Raw genomic sequence first — 14,326 nt, 5'->3', positions numbered from 1 at the left:
TGGGGCTTTCTCTCTTAGAAGCTCAGCGCCGGGCAGCTGTCGTTTTCATAATAGCTGGCCACGCTCACTTCGCCTGCGATGATTTTTTCGCGGGCTGCATCGACTGCCGCTTTCATCTCGTCCGAAACCAGCGGGGCGTTGTTGTCATCCAGCGCATAGCCGACGCCTTCCTCGGCCAGACCCATGGAGAACACGCCGGTTTCCAGGTTCTCACCCGCTTTCATGGCTTCGTAGACGGCCACGTCGACACGTTTCAGCATCGAGGTCAGCACCTTGCCCGGGTGCAGGTGGTTCTGGTTGCTGTCCACGCCGATCGACAGGATGCCTTCGTCAGCTGCGGTCTGCAGCACGCCGACGCCAGTGCCGCCAGCGGCCGCATAGATCACATCCGCGCCCTGGCTGATCTGCGATTTGGTCAGCTCGGAGCCTTTCACCGGATCGTTCCAGGCGGCAGGGGTGGTGCCGGTCATGTTGGCGACCACGGTGATGTCCGGGTTCACTGCCTTAGCGCCCTGGGCGTAGCCGCAGGCAAAATGACGGATCAGCGGGATGTCCATGCCGCCGATAAAGCCGACGGTGTCCGACTTGGAGGCCATCGCTGCCATCATGCCGACCAGATAAGAGCCTTCATGCTCGGCAAAGCCGATCTGGCGCACGTTCGGGGCATCCAGCCAGGTGACGTCAACAGCGACGAATTTGGTGTCCGGATAGTCCGCTGCGACCTGGCCGAGCGGGTCGGCCATGGCAAAGCCCATGGTGACAATCGGGTTGGAGCCGGCCTCGGCAAAGCGGCGCAGCGCCTGTTCGCGCTGGGCTTCGGATTGCAGTTCAATCTCGCGGTAGCTGCCGCCGGTCTCTTCGACCCAGCGCTGGGCGCCGTTGTGCGCGGCCTCGTTGAAGCTCTTGTCGAACTTGCCGCCCAGGTCGAAGATCAGCGCGGGCTCGGCCAGTGCAGCACCTGCTGTCAGGGCCAGCGACGCGGCTGCGCCCATCAGCGATTTCATCAGGGTCATCAGGTTAACTCCCACTGTCATTTTTGTTGAATGCAGCGGGATTTTCCGCTGCCCGGCCCCGTTCAGGCCATAGAGGGTGCGGCAATTTAGCCTGCAGGGCGGGGAGAGGGTCAACCGCTTTTTTGACCAATTGGTGCGAAATGCGCGCAACTGGCCTAGGGTAATGCCTTTCTCATCAGCACGGCATCGGCGGGTTCTGCCCCTTCCCGGCGGTAGTATCCCGCCCGGCGCCCGCATTCCGCGAATCCGCAGGTGCGGTAGAGTGCTTGTGCCGGGGCGTTGTCTGCAGCCACTTCCAGAAATGCTTCCGCGGCACCGCGCTCCCGCGCAATCGATTCCCATGCAGCCATGCAGGTGCGAGCCAGGCCCTGCTGCTGGTGGTCCGGATCGGTGGCCATGGTCAGCAGCTCCGCCTCATCCGCAATCACCCGGACCAAGGCAAAGCAGCGGGCGTCTCCGGCAGCAAATGCCAGAGGGCTTTCCAGCAGGGAGGCGAACTCATCCGCGCTCCACGGGCGGGACTGCGTGAAAGCCGCGGCATGGGCAGCGGCCATCTGTTCCGGGGTAAGCGGATTAGTCATCGATCAGCGCGGGCGGCACATCGCTGGAGGGCGCCGCATCTGCTGCGCGCAAGTATAACGGAGCCGGTGGCTCGCTCACGGTTTCAAACCGGGCGGCGGCAATGAGCGCAATGGCTTCGGCGATCCCTGCGGGGCTGGCCTCGGGCGTAAACGCCAGCCCGGCACCGCGGGCGGCGTCTTCCGCCTCCTGGCGCGGCATCAGACGCGGTGCCTCCCCAGGCAAAGCGGCGTAAACCTGTTCGCGCGGTGCAGGCACCGCCGGCAGCACAGTCTCCGCGGCCCGTGCCTCGAACCCGTCGACGCCTACGGCAGGCACGTCCAGTCCCAGCGCCAGCCCGCGCGCGGCGGAAACCGCAATGCGGATGCCTGTGAAGTTTCCGGGGCCTATACCAACCCCGATGGCATCAAGATCCGCCCAGGCCGCGCCGCCCTCCGCCAGGACCTCTTCCAGCAGCGGCATCAGCCGTTCGGCTTGGCCGCGGGTCATTTCCTCAAGCCTGGACGCCAGCACCCGGTTTCCGCGCAGCAGCGCGGCCGCGCAATGGCCCGCCGAGGTGTCAAACCCAAGAACCAGCGGAGCGCCGCCGTTTGCAGAAATGCGGGAGGTGTCTTGCATGGTCAGCTCTTGCTGCTGGTATTCAGCGCCGCACGGCCTGAACCGTCTGCGCGTTCCAGAGTGTCAGTGAAATGCAGCCAGGGCAGCCGCGCGCCTTCGTGGCAGTGGATTTCCGGCGGCAGTTCGTCCGCCTGGTCCAGAATGCCAATGGGCACATAGGTCTGCCCCGGCAGGTAATCGAACTGCGCCGCCAGCGGCGAGCCGCAGTCCCGGCAGTTCCAGCGGGTGACCCCGGGACGGCTGGAGAACGATGGGCCCAGCCCTGGTTCCGCGGTCAGATCCTCTTCGGCAAAAGCCGCAAAGGCGCCAACTGGTCCGCCGGTCCAGCGGCGGCAGTCGCTGCAATGGCAATAGGCCACTGTCTGCGGGCGCGCGCGGAAGCTCAGCCGCACCGCGCCGCAGTAACAGCGGCCTGTAACGGGGGCCTCTGCCTTAGACGGCAACCGGGCGCACCTCGGTCACTTCCGGGATGTAGTGGCGCAGCAGGTTCTCGATCCCCATCTTCAGGGTCAATGTTGACGACGGGCAGCCTGCGCAGGCGCCCTGCATATGCAGGTAGACCACGCCGCGGTCAAAGCCATGGAAGGTGATGTCGCCGCCGTCCTGCGCCACCGCCGGGCGCACCCGGCTGTCCAGCAGCTCCTTGATCTGGTTGACGATCTCGGCGTCTTCGCCCGAATGCTCGGCATGGCCCGAAGCAGGATCGGCAGAGCCGTCCGCCATCACCGGCTGACCCGACTGGTAATGCTCCATCACCGCGCCCAGGATCGCAGGCTTGATGTGGTCCCATTCGACGCCTTCGGCCTTGGTCACGGTCACGAAGTCATTGCCGAAGAACACGCCGGTCACGCCTTCAACCGCAAAAATACGTGCCGCCAGCGGTGATTTGCCTGCGGCCTCAGCGCTGGGGAAATCGGCAGTGCCGACCTCCAGAACGGTCTGGCCCGGCAGGAATTTCAGCGTCGCCGGGTTGGGCGTGGATTCGGTCTGAATGAACATGTCGGGCCTCCGTTTAGCTGCCCCCGATATGCGCTCTGCGCTGCGTTAAGTCAAGATTTGGAACTATTCTAAATTGCGGGCCCGGCAGCGTGGTCCAGAGCTTGTTCCAGCCGGTCATCGCCCCAGAACAGTTCCCCTCTGCAGGTAAAGCTGGGCGCTCCGAAAATTCCGGCTGCGATGGCCTGTTCCGTTTGCGCCCTGAGCGCGGCTTTGACCTCAGGCGACCCGGCTTGCGCCATCAGGCTGCCGTCCAGCCCGGCCTGCTGCAGGCACTGCAGCAGCACCTCCTCATCGGAAATGTCTGCGCCGTCCTGGAATAGAGCGGTGTAGACGGCTTTTGCAAAGTCTTCGGTGCCGCCGTGGCCATCTGCAGCCAGGGCCAGCCGCGCTGCTGCAAGCCCGTTCTGGGGAAACACATCCGGGCGCCGGAAAGGCAGGCCCCGGGCGGCGCACTGCCGCTCCATGTCCCGCCACATATAATGCCCTTTGGCAGGGTAAAGGTTAAACGGAGAGCTGTGCCAGCCTTGGGCTGCAAAGATCGGGCCAAGCAGAAACGGTTTCCAAACCACATTTATCCCATTCGCCGAGGCCAATGCGCCGATGCGCATGACGCTGAGATAGGAATAGGTGGAGGCGAACTCGAACCAGAAGGTGATTTCACGGCTCATGAGCTGCGCCTTTCCGCGGGTCAGGTGATCGCTTCGAGTTTCTCCTTGGAGAGGTCGCCCGGCACGATGGTCATCGGCACTGGCAGGGCGCCGGAGGTTTTGGTCAGCTGGGTAACCAGCGGGCCCGGGCCCTTGCGCCCGGTGCCGGCCCCCAGGACTAGAACGCCGATCTCCGGGTCGTTTTCGATGAACTGCAGTATTTCCGGCACTGCTTCGCCTTCGCGGATCTCCAGTTCGGGGTCAACGCCCTGGCGGTCGCGCATCCATTTGGCAAAAACCTCAAAATGCGCATGAATCCGCTCGCGCGCTTCTTCGCGCATCACTTCGCCGACGCCGATCCAGTGGTTGAACTCGTCAGGCGGGATCACTGACAGGATGGTGACGCCGCCGCCGGTGTGTGCCGCCCGCATTGCGGCAAAGCGCATAGCGTTCAAGCATTCTCGGCTATCGTCCAGTACCACAAGGAATTTGCGCATTTTCGCTCTCTCGTTGTTCCACCGCGGATCATGGCCTATGCAGAGCGTTCAGGCAATAGAGCCAATGCAGCCGCAGCATCGGCGAAACTGGCCCTAGGGGAGACGCCTGGTCAAGACAGGGCACTCCCGCGCCCGCAGGATATCCCGGCTGCACCGGAATACCCTTGGCGGCCTTGGGCCAGGCGCCGCGCGCAGGCGCGGCGCTGCACCGTGCATTTGCACGGTGCCACGCCCAACCGGGACGGCGCCATTTTTCAAATGGCGCGGAGCGGGCGGGAGGCTTTTGTTACGGCCGTGCTCCAGGGCAAGGTGCGCTTGCGGCCCAGTCCCAGTACATCTCACGCACCCGCTTGGCGATGGGACCGGCTTGGTACTGCGTGGTGTCAAAGGCAGTCACGGGGGTTACCTTGCTCATATTGCCGGACAGGAAGACCTCGTCCGCGTCTTCAAAATCCTGGTAGGTCAGCACGCATTCATGCACTTTGATACCATCTAGGCGCATATTGCTTATGTGCCGGGCCCGGGTGATTCCGGCCAGAAAGGTGCCGTTGGCGATGGGGGTGAACACTTCGCCGCCGCGTACCATGAAGACATTGGTGGTGGCCGTTTCCGCCACATTGCCCATTGCATCCAGCACCAGCGCATTGCTGAAGCCTTTGCTGCGCGCCTCCCGCAGCATCCGGGCGTTATTGGGATAGAGGCAGCCCGCCTTGGCATTCACCACCGCGGTCTCCAGCACCGGGCGGCGGAAACGGGTGCGGGTCAGCGTAGCTGCCGCAGCCGCCGGAGCCATCGGGATCTCCTCAAGGCTGACCGCAAACCGGGTGCTCTCCGCCTTGGGGGCGATCAGCGTTTCATCGCCGTCAGCTGCCCAGTACATCGGCCGGATATAGACCGCAGCGCCTGGGGGAAAACCCTCCAGCCCCTCGCGGATTAGTTCCACCATCTGGTCCACCGAATGCGTCGGCGCCATCATCAGAGCCTCGGCCGAGGCATTGGTGCGGGCGCAATGCAGGTCCAGATCCGGCGTCACCCCCTCAAAGAAGCGGGCGCCGTCAAACACTGAGGACCCGAGCCACATCGCATGGTCTGCCGCCCGCAATACCGGCAAGTCGCCGTTGTGCCAGCTGCTATTGAAATAGGTCCTGATGGTGATGCCAACAGCCATTGTTCTGCCCTCGGTTTACGTGAGGCAAAGGTAGGTAGGGAAAGGTCAGCCGTCCAGACCTTTTCCCTGCACGGGGACAAGCGGATGTGGAAGGCCACAGGAGAAAGAGCATTCTCCCCAAGGGGTAGGGGCCGTAAGGCTGAGGGGGTGACGCTGCGTGTTAAAGGTCAGCATTTCTGCCCAATTGCTTCGCGCAGGAAATATTCGGACAACAGGGCTGACCTACTCAGCCTCCGCCAGCAAGGCCTTCAGATCCAGCGCTTCCGTTCCCATGTCCAGACCGCCTTTGCTGTCCCGCGGCCAGTCCGCTTCCGGCCGGTCGCGGTAGAGCTCCACCCCGTTGCCATCCGGGTCGCGCAGATAAATGGCCTCCGAGACACCGTGATCGGCAGCCCCCTCCAGCTCGATACCCGCCTCCAGCACCCGCCGCAGCACCGCCGCCAGGCTCTTGCGGTCCGGCAGCAGGATTGCGGTATGGAACAGACCGGTCATGTTGCGGGCCGGGGCAGGGCCGCCGCGGGACTGCCAGGTGTTAAGGCCAATGTGATGGTGATAGCCGCCTGCCGAAAGAAAGGCAGCGGAGCTGCCCAGCCGCTGGGTCACCTCAAACCCCAGCACGCCGCTGTAAAACCCGATTGCGCGCTCCAGATCGGACACTTTCAGATGCACATGGCCAATGCCGGTGCCAGCTGGGAGTTTTGCGGTGCCAATGCTCATTGCAGCCTCCAATTGCCTGTCCCGGCAATATGGCGGCTGCCCGGTCCCGGCGCCATTCCGCAGCGCGGCACCAATCCCCTGTACCGCTGCACAGGCGGTCCGGATGCGCCAAAGGCCGCGCGCCGCCAGGCGCGCCGGGCCCAACCGGGCAAGCGCATCTTTGATGCGCGCGGGCCCGGGCGGGAGCGCCCCGCTGCCGGACCCTAGCTGCCCGGTTTCATTCCGGCCTTGGCCAGAACCGCGGCAGCCTCATGCTGCCAGCGGGCCTTCAGCTCCGTGTTCGGCGTGCGGCGCAGGCCCATCGCCTGCAGCCCTTCGAATTTTGCCGAGGCCTCCTGGCCGAAACTCGCCGCCACCCGCGGCCACCAATAGCCTGCCAGCTCCTGCAGGCTTGCGGCACCTTGCGCCTCCACCAGCTGCATCAGACCTTCTTCGGCCAGCTCCGCATGGCGGGTCTCAACCGGCAGGATGGCGCGGAAGGCTTCTGCCAGCGGCTGGTAGGAGACATGGGAGAGCTCCTCCAGCTGCACGGCGACTGCGCGGCCCATCAGGAGGTTCATCACCACCGCATCCGCCCAGCCTTCCAGCGGGTAGTTGAACACTGCCAGCCGCATGTCGTGCTTGCTGCGGCTCTGGCCGATATCGGCATTGCGCTCCAGCCGGGCGGTCCAGGGGTGGTGGTCGGCATACCGTTCAGTGTCGGCGCCAAACTCGCCCATGATGCGCAGCACCTTTTCGGCGCTGTCGGATTTCTCCAGCACGATCTTGGCGGCGGCGATCCGCGACTTGATACCCGGCCCCTCGTTAATGATATCGGCAAAACCCGCGGCACCGGCCAGTTCGCTGTCGACAAAGGTGGCCATCATTTTCAACAGTTCCGCGCGGTAGCGCGGCGGCACGTTCATCGGGTTGGACAGAACCCCGCCCTGGGCCAGGTAGCTTTCGATGCTCATCTCTTCGGACATGCCATGCCCTCCCTGAAATCCGTTGGAAACTCGGCCGTAAAAACGTCCTTACTGATCGTAATCCACCACCACGTTGTCGGTGACCGGATAGGCCTGGCAGGACAGCACATAGCCCTTCTCGACCTCGTAATCCTCGAGCGCGTGGTTGGCGACCATTTCGACTTCGCCTTCCAGAACCTTGCAGCGGCATGTGGAGCAGACCCCGGCCTTGCAGGCAAAGGGCGCGTCCATGGCGTTTTCCAGCGCGGCGTCGAGAATGGTCAGGTCCTTGCCCATCTCGATTGTCTGAGTGGCGCCATCCAGGGTGATGGCCGCCTTGGTCTGGTTGGCGCTGCTGGCGGCATCGGAAGCCACGGCTTTGCGCTTGGCACGGCCGGGCTGGGCAGAGGCAAACAGCTCGAATTTGATCTGGCTGTCGTCGAGGCCCGCGGTGCGCAGCGCGGCGGCGATGCCCAGCATCATCGGCTCCGGGCCGCAGATGAAAGCGGTGTCGACGCTGCCGGCATCAATCCAGTGTTCAAACAGCTGGGCGCATTTTTCTTCGGTGACCAAGCCGGTGAACAGGTCGATCTCCTGGGCGTCGCTCTCCAGCACATGGATCACATTGAAACGGCCCATATAGAGGTTCTTCAGATCCTCCAGCTCCTCGCGGAACATGATCGTGTTGACGCCCTTGTTGGCATAGACCAGCGTGAAGGAGGAGTCCGGCTCCGCCGCCAGAGTGGTCTTGAGGATCGAGAGCACAGGCGTAATGCCCGAACCGCCGGCAAAGCCCAGGTAGTGCTTCTCGGCCGCCGTATCGAGCTGAGAGAAAAACGTGCCCATCGGCGGCATCGCTTGCAGGGTGTCTCCTGCTTTCAGTTCGGTATTGGCCCAAGTGGAAAAAGCACCGCCGTCGACGCGCTTGATACCGACCTGCAGGATGCCTTCGCCGGTACCGGCGCAGATCGAGTAGCTTCGCCGCAATTCCTCGCCGTCAAAATCGCGGCGGAAGGTCAGGTACTGGCCCTGGGTGAAATCGAATTCCTCAGCCGCGCCGTTCACCGGTTTCAGGGTGACAACCACCGCATCGCGGATGGTTTTGCGGACGTCGGTGACTTCAAGGTCGTGAAAGCGCGCCATCAGGGTCTCCTCAGATGCACTTGAAATAATCAAAGGGTTCGAGGCAGTCCTGGCAGCGCCAGTGGGCCTTGCAGGGGGTGGAGCCGAACTGGCTCACACGGGTGACATCTTTGCTGCCGCAATGCGGGCATTTGTCCGGGCCGCCTGCGGGCTGGGGCGGGGCGATCCCGTAGTCTTCCAGCTTGGCGCGGCCCTTTTGGGACAGCCAGTCGGTGGTCCAGGCGGGGGAGATCTGGGTCTTCAGCTTCAGATCGCTGATCCCGCGGTCCCGCAGAGCGGTTTCGATGTCCATGGCAATCACAGAGGTGGCCGGGCAGCCGGAGTAAGTCGGGGTGACGATGACCACCAGGGTTCCGCCCTCCCAGGCCACATCGCGGATGATGCCGAGATCCACCAGCGAGATCACCGGGATTTCCGGATCCGGCACGGCGTCGAGCCAGTCCCAGATCTGGTCCACATTTGGCTGAGTTGTCACTTGGCTCATGCGGTTGCTCTCATTGGCTGGTCCGCCCGGTCTCCCCTCTGGGAAGCGGGTCTCACCCCCGCATGACGCAGGGATGCACTCAGTTCATCGGCCGTGGCGTTACCACTTGGCGCCCGGGTAGGCGCGCTGCAGCCATTGCATTTGGGTCAGCAGATGGCCCAGGTGCTCGGTGTGCATGGCGCCGGTGCGCCCGCCCTTATGGGCAAAGCGGCTTTCCGGGATGGTCAGCGTGGCCTCCGTCAGCACCCGGGAGACCAGCGTGTCGTATTCCTCGCGCAGCGAGGCCGGGTCGGGCGCGATGCCCGCCTTGACCATTTCGGCGTCGGCCTCGTCGGACTGGAACATCTCGCCCGCATAGGGCCACAGATAGTCCAGCGCCTCTTGCATCCGGCGGTGGCTTTCCTCGGTGCCGTCGCCCAGGCCCACCACTGTGTCAGCAGAGCGTTCCAGGTGATAGGCCACTTCCTTAGATGCTTTTTCGGCAATCGCGGCGACGCGTTCGTCGGAGGACTTCATCAGCCGCCCCAGCTGGATCGAGTGCCAGGCGTCGAACAGGAATTGGCGCATCAGGGTGCGGCCGAAGTCCTCGTTGGGCACCTCCACCAGCAGCACGTTGCGGAAATCCCAGGCATCGCGCAGGAAGGCGAGGTCGTCGGCGCTTTTGCCGTCGCCCTGCACTTCGGCTGCAAGGCCCAGCCACATCTGGGTCTGGCCGATCAGGTCCAGCGCGGTGTTGGCGAGCGCAATATCCTCTTCCAGCACCGGCGCGTGGCCGCACCATTCGCTGACCCTATGGCCCAGGATCAGGGTGTTGTCGCCCATCTGCAGCAGGAACTGGGTGAATGCGTCTTCGCGGGTCATTACATCGCCCCCACTTCGTCGGGGATGTCGAAGAAGGTCGGGTGGCGGTAGACCTTGCTTTCGCTGGGCTCATAGAGCGGGCCCTTGTCGCTGGGCGAGGAGGCGGCGATGTGGTTCGCCTCAACCACCCAGATCGACACGCCTTCGTTGCGGCGGGTGTAGACGTCGCGGGCGTTCTTGATTGCCATCTCGGCGTCGGGCGCATGCAGGGAGCCCACATGGCGGTGGCTCATCCCATGCTGGCCGCGGATGAAGATTTCCCAGAGGGGCCATTCGTTTTTCATGTTCATTCCTCCTTGCTGAAGGGGGCGCCGCGCTGCGGGGCGCCGGAAAGCTTGGGTTTACTCGGCGGCGTGCTTGCGCGCGGCCTTTTTCCTGGCATGGGCCAGCAGCCCGTCACGCACCCATTTGCCGTCGTCCCAGGCCTTGTTGCGGGCGGCGAGGCGGTCGACGTTGCAGGGGCCGTTGCCTTTAATCACGTCAAAAAACTCGGACCAGTCCGGGTCGGTGTAGTCGTAATGGCCGCGCTCCTCGTTCCATTTCAGGTCCGGGTCGGGGACGGTGAGGCCAAGGTACTCGGCCTGCGGCACGGTCTGGTCGACGAACTTCTGGCGCAGCTCGTCGTTGGTGTTCATCTTGATCTTCCAGGCCATCGACTGGGCGGAATGGACCGAGTCCTTGTCGGACGGCCCGAACATCATCAGAGACGGGTACCAGAGGCGGTTCAGCGCATCCTGGGCCATCTTCTTCTGCTCCGGCGTGCCTTCAGCCATCTTGCGGATGGCGTCATAGCCCTGGCGCTGGTGGAAGCTTTCCTCCTTGCAGATGCGGATCATCGCGCGGGAGTAGGGGCCGAAGGAGGTCCGCTGCAGTGGAACTTGGTTCATGATTGCCGCACCATCGACCAGCCAGCCCACCGCGCCGATGTCGGCCCAGTTCAGCGTCGGGTAGTTGAAGATCGAGGAGTATTTCATACGCCCGTCGAGCAGCATTTCGGTGATCTCGTCACGAGAAACGCCCAGGGTCTCCGCCGCGCAGTAGAGATAGAGGCCGTGGCCCGCCTCATCCTGCACCTTGGCGAGCAGGATCGCCTTGCGCTCCAGCGTCGGCGCGCGGGTGATCCAGTTGCCCTCGGGCAGCTGGCCGACGATTTCCGAATGCGCATGCTGGCCGATCTGGCGGATCAGCGTCTTGCGGTAGCCTTCGGGCATCCAGTCCTTGGGCTCGATCTTCTCGCCCGCGTCGATGCGGGCCTGGAAGGCCGCCAGCTTTTCCGGATCGTCCTGGGTCGCTTCGGATTTGATCATCTGAGCATACATGTCTGGGCCCTCCGTAAACTTCGTTACATGCGTTCGAGGATCAGGGCGGTGCCCTGTCCGACGCCGACGCACATGGTGCAGAGCGCATAGCGCCCGCCGGTGCGTTGCAATTGGTAGGCAGCGGTCAGCACCAGCCGCGCTCCGGACATGCCGAGCGGGTGGCCCAGTGCGATGGCACCGCCGTTGGGATTAACATGGGGCGCATCGTCCGGAACGCCAAGTTCGCGCAGGGTGGCCAGGCCCTGGGAAGCGAAGGCCTCGTTCAGCTCGATCACGTCCATCTGTTCGATGCTGAGGTCCGCGCGGGCCAGAACCTTGCGGGTGGCGGGCACCGGGCCGATGCCCATGATGCGCGGCTCAACCCCCGCGGCGGCCATGCCAACGATGCGGGCCATGGGCTTCAATCCGTTCTTCGCAGTCGCAGCCTCATTGGCCATCAGGATCGCCGCAGCGCCGTCGTTGACGCCGGAGGCATTGCCAGCGGTTACGCTCTTGTCAGGACCGTTGACGCCCTTCAGGCCCGAAAGCTTCTCAGCCGAGGTGCCGGGGCGGGGGTGTTCGTCGGTGTCCACCACCAGCGGGTCGCCCTTGCGCTGGGGGATAGTGACCGGGGTGATCTCGTCACTGAACAGGCCCATCTCATGAGCGGCGGCCCAGCGGGCCTGGCTGCGGGCGGCAAAGGCGTCCTGGTCTGCGCGCGAGACGCCATAGTCCTCGGCGACATTGTCAGCGGTCTGCGGCATCGAGTCGGTGCCGTACATCTTTTCCATCTTCGGATTCACGAAGCGCCAGCCGATGGTGGTGTCATAGACCGCATTGGCGCGGGTGAAGGCGGAGGCGGCCTTGGGCATCACAAACGGGGCCCGCGACATGCTTTCGACGCCGCCGGCGATGGCCATGTCATAATCGCCCGCTTTGATCCCGCGCGAGGCCATTCCGACCGCGTCCATGCCGGAAGCGCAGAGACGGTTGATGGTGGTGCCGGGCACAGAGGTCGGCAGGCCTGCCAGCAGCGCCGCCATGCGGGCCACGTTGCGGTTGCTTTCGCCGGCCTGGTTGGCGTCACCCAGGATCACGTCATCCAGCGCGCCCCAGTCCACATCGGGGTTACGCTCAACCAGCGCTGCAATCGGCAAAGAGGCCAGGTCATCGGTGCGCACCTGGCTCAGCGCGCCGCCATAGCGGCCGATCGGGGTGCGGGTGGCATCGCAGATGAAAGCATCCATGGGTGTTCGCGTCTCCTGTGGTGCCGGCGGAGTTTAAGCCGACCGTTGGGTCGGTGATACGCCGGAAGATGATTCGCGGCAAGTTAAATGTAACTGAAACTTAACTTGCTCGAGAAACTTGTAACGTATTCCGTGGGCCGACGCTGCGTTCTGCTGTGGCAAACGCCGGGTCAGCGTTGCCGGAGCTGCGGAGCGGGCGGCACGATTGGCATCGGAAAGCGCCAATCCACGGAGTTGGCTTATATTCAATAGAGGAGCAGCAGCCGGAAGGAGGTTCAATGGCCGAAGTCCTGCGCATAGGCGGAGCCGCTGGCTTCTGGGGGGACGCGTCCCTGGCCACGCCGCAGCTGCTGGCGGCGGGGGGCTTGGATTTCCTTGTTTACGACTACCTGGCCGAGATCACCATGGCGATCCTGGCCCGCGCCCGGGCCAAGGACCCGCAGGCGGGATATGCCACGGATTTTGTGACGGCTGCGATGGTGCCGAATCTGGCGGAGATCGCCGGGCAGGGTGTGCGGGTGGTTTCCAATGCGGGGGGCGTGAACCCGCAAGCCTGTGCAGATGCTCTGCGGAGGGAAATCGCCGCGCAAGGGCTATTGCTAAAGGTGGCGGTGGTGGAGGGCGATGACTTTTTGGACCGGGCAGAGGAACTGGCGACCGCCGCGCCGGTTGACATGTTCTCGGGCGCGCCATTTCCGCCGCTGGAGAAGATTGCCAGCATCAACGCCTATCTCGGCGCCTTTCCCATTGCCGCGGCGCTGGACCGGGGCGCGGATATCGTCATCACGGGCCGCTGCGTGGACAGCGCGGTGACTTTGGGCGCCTGCATCCATCGCTTTGACTGGAGTGCTTCGGATCTGGATCAGCTGGCAGGCGGCAGCCTGGCGGGCCATATCCTGGAGTGCGGACCGCAGGCCACCGGCGGCAATTTCACCGACTGGCACGAGGTGGCGGAAGGAATGGCTGGGATTGGCTATCCGATTGCTGAAATTCGGCCGGACGGAGCTTTTGACGTGACCAAGCCTGCGGCCAGCAGCGGCTTGGTCACGCGCGGGACCGTGGCAGAGCAGTTGCTTTACGAGATCGGCGACCCGCAAGCTTATCTGCTGCCGGATGTGGTCTGCGATTTCTCCGGTGTAGAACTGACAGAGACCGCTCCGGACCGGGTGCATGTCTCAGGCGCCCGCGGGCTGGGCGTGCCAGAGAGCTATAAGGTCTGCGTGACTTGGGCCGATGGCTATCGCGCCGGGCATTACTTCACCTTCTACGGGCTGGAGGCCGAGGCCAAGGCGAAGGCATTTTCTGAGGCGGCGCTGGGCCGGGCGCGGGCCGGGCTGGCAGCAATGGGTGCACCGGATTTCTCAGATGCAAGCGTCGAACTGATCGGGGCCGAAAGCCAGTTTGGCAGAATGCGGCAAAGCAATGCTGCCAGGGAAGTGGCGGCCAAAATCGCTGTGCGCCACCCGGATGCCGGCGCTGTTGGGCTGTTCTTGAAAGAAGCCGTTGGTCTGGGGCTGTCGGCGCCGCCGGGCCTTAGCGGTTTTGCAGGTGCCCGGCCCAAGCCTTCGCCAGTTCTGGCGCTGTTTTCCTGTCTGATGCCCAAGACCCAGCTGGCAGTCACTGTTCGCGATGAAGCGGGGGAGGTCGCCATTGAGCCCGCAGGCAGAGTGCCTGTGCGCAATCTGGAGCTGCCTGCACCCCCGGCCTTGCCGTCGGTAAAGGGGACGGTTGAAGTGCCGCTGGTCCGCCTCGCCTGGGCCCGCAGCGGCGACAAAGGCGACAATGCCAATATCGGCGTGATTGCCCGGCGGCCGGAGGCCATGCCCTGGATCTGGGCGGCGCTGGACGAGGCGCATTTGCGCAGTGTGTTCGGCCATTTCTGGCAAGGACATTTCGAGCGGTTCTACCTGCCAGGCAGCCATTCGTTGAACATCCTGCTGCACGGAGCGCTGGGCGGCGGCGGCACCTCTTCCTTGCGCAATGATCCGCAAGCCAAGGGCTATGCACAGCTGCTGCTGGCGGCGCCGGTGCGGGTGGATGCAGAATTGATAGAGGGAAAAGATGCGCGCCTTTGACACCAGGATCAGCCCCGGCAGCGAAACTTTTGCGCA

At 64.0% G+C, this 14,326-nt stretch carries 17 protein-coding genes; 1 reads left to right on the top strand and 16 read right to left on the bottom strand.

Going from position 1 to position 14,326, the window contains the following annotated elements; all coding sequences use genetic code 11:
• Positions 1–14: 14 nt before the first annotated feature.
• From RA19_RS03970 to pcaF, 16 genes are all read right to left on the bottom strand, one after another.
• Positions 15–1,013, bottom strand: a complete 999-nt coding sequence (locus RA19_RS03970; RefSeq protein ID WP_039160241.1) for a BMP family lipoprotein — start codon at positions 1,011–1,013, stop codon at positions 15–17.
• Between the two features lie 155 nt (positions 1,014–1,168).
• Positions 1,169–1,594, bottom strand: a complete 426-nt coding sequence (locus RA19_RS03965) for a GNAT family N-acetyltransferase (RefSeq protein WP_039159744.1) — start codon at positions 1,592–1,594, stop codon at positions 1,169–1,171.
• A complete protein-coding gene (gene tsaB / locus RA19_RS03960; protein WP_052261633.1) occupies positions 1,587–2,210 on the bottom strand; it encodes a tRNA (adenosine(37)-N6)-threonylcarbamoyltransferase complex dimerization subunit type 1 TsaB in 624 nt (207 codons plus the stop codon). Before tsaB ends, RA19_RS03965 begins: the two co-directional genes overlap by 8 nt.
• A gap of 2 nt (positions 2,211–2,212) precedes the next feature.
• Entirely contained in the window at positions 2,213–2,653 is a 441-nt protein-coding gene (locus RA19_RS03955; protein WP_039159742.1) for a GFA family protein, read from the bottom strand.
• Positions 2,643–3,209, bottom strand: a complete 567-nt coding sequence (locus RA19_RS03950; RefSeq protein WP_039159740.1) for a NifU family protein — start codon at positions 3,207–3,209, stop codon at positions 2,643–2,645. Before RA19_RS03950 ends, RA19_RS03955 begins: the two co-directional genes overlap by 11 nt.
• 68 nt (positions 3,210–3,277) lie before the next feature.
• Positions 3,278–3,877, bottom strand: coding sequence for a 2-hydroxychromene-2-carboxylate isomerase (locus RA19_RS03945; protein ID WP_039159739.1), 600 nt, complete (start codon positions 3,875–3,877; stop codon positions 3,278–3,280).
• A 20-nt stretch (positions 3,878–3,897) separates the two neighbouring features.
• Positions 3,898–4,353: a universal stress protein gene (locus RA19_RS03940; protein WP_039159737.1), complete on the bottom strand. Its 456-nt coding sequence runs from the start codon at positions 4,351–4,353 to the stop codon at positions 3,898–3,900.
• A 286-nt stretch (positions 4,354–4,639) separates the two neighbouring features.
• The gene (locus tag RA19_RS03935) at positions 4,640–5,521 is read right to left on the bottom strand and encodes a branched-chain amino acid aminotransferase (protein WP_039159735.1); all 882 of its coding nucleotides are present in this window, start codon (positions 5,519–5,521) and stop codon (positions 4,640–4,642) included.
• Positions 5,522–5,743: 222 nt separating this feature from the next.
• Positions 5,744–6,238: a VOC family protein gene (locus tag RA19_RS03930; protein WP_039159733.1), complete on the bottom strand. Its 495-nt coding sequence runs from the start codon at positions 6,236–6,238 to the stop codon at positions 5,744–5,746.
• A 203-nt stretch (positions 6,239–6,441) separates the two neighbouring features.
• Complete coding sequence (locus tag RA19_RS03920; protein WP_039159730.1) at positions 6,442–7,203, bottom strand: Phenylacetic acid catabolic protein; 762 nt, start codon at positions 7,201–7,203, stop codon at positions 6,442–6,444.
• A 48-nt stretch (positions 7,204–7,251) separates the two neighbouring features.
• On the bottom strand, positions 7,252–8,325 hold the full coding sequence (gene paaE, locus RA19_RS03915; RefSeq protein WP_039159729.1) for a 1,2-phenylacetyl-CoA epoxidase subunit PaaE: 1,074 nt from the start codon (positions 8,323–8,325) through the stop codon (positions 7,252–7,254).
• A 10-nt stretch (positions 8,326–8,335) separates the two neighbouring features.
• Positions 8,336–8,809, bottom strand: coding sequence for a 1,2-phenylacetyl-CoA epoxidase subunit PaaD (gene paaD, locus RA19_RS03910; RefSeq protein WP_039159728.1), 474 nt, complete (start codon positions 8,807–8,809; stop codon positions 8,336–8,338).
• 99 nt (positions 8,810–8,908) lie between these two features.
• Positions 8,909–9,670, bottom strand: a complete 762-nt coding sequence (paaC, locus tag RA19_RS03905) for a 1,2-phenylacetyl-CoA epoxidase subunit PaaC (RefSeq protein ID WP_039159726.1) — start codon at positions 9,668–9,670, stop codon at positions 8,909–8,911.
• On the bottom strand, positions 9,670–9,954 hold the full coding sequence (gene paaB, locus RA19_RS03900; protein WP_009809578.1) for a 1,2-phenylacetyl-CoA epoxidase subunit PaaB: 285 nt from the start codon (positions 9,952–9,954) through the stop codon (positions 9,670–9,672). Before paaB ends, paaC begins: the two co-directional genes overlap by 1 nt.
• A 57-nt stretch (positions 9,955–10,011) precedes the next feature.
• Positions 10,012–10,989, bottom strand: a complete 978-nt coding sequence (gene paaA / locus RA19_RS03895; RefSeq protein ID WP_039159725.1) for a 1,2-phenylacetyl-CoA epoxidase subunit PaaA — start codon at positions 10,987–10,989, stop codon at positions 10,012–10,014.
• Between the two features lie 23 nt (positions 10,990–11,012).
• Entirely contained in the window at positions 11,013–12,215 is a 1,203-nt protein-coding gene (gene pcaF, locus RA19_RS03890; RefSeq protein WP_039159724.1) for a 3-oxoadipyl-CoA thiolase, read from the bottom strand.
• 278 nt (positions 12,216–12,493) lie between these two features.
• Between pcaF and RA19_RS03885 the strand changes: the two genes are divergently transcribed.
• The gene (locus RA19_RS03885; protein WP_039159723.1) at positions 12,494–14,290 is read left to right on the top strand and encodes an acyclic terpene utilization AtuA family protein; all 1,797 of its coding nucleotides are present in this window, start codon (positions 12,494–12,496) and stop codon (positions 14,288–14,290) included.
• Positions 14,291–14,326: the final 36 nt, after the last annotated feature.

The organism is Leisingera sp. ANG-M1 (genome assembly GCF_000813745.1).
Lineage (GTDB): Bacteria > Pseudomonadota > Alphaproteobacteria > Rhodobacterales > Rhodobacteraceae > Leisingera.
This window is presented reverse-complemented; position numbering and strand designations above follow the sequence as displayed.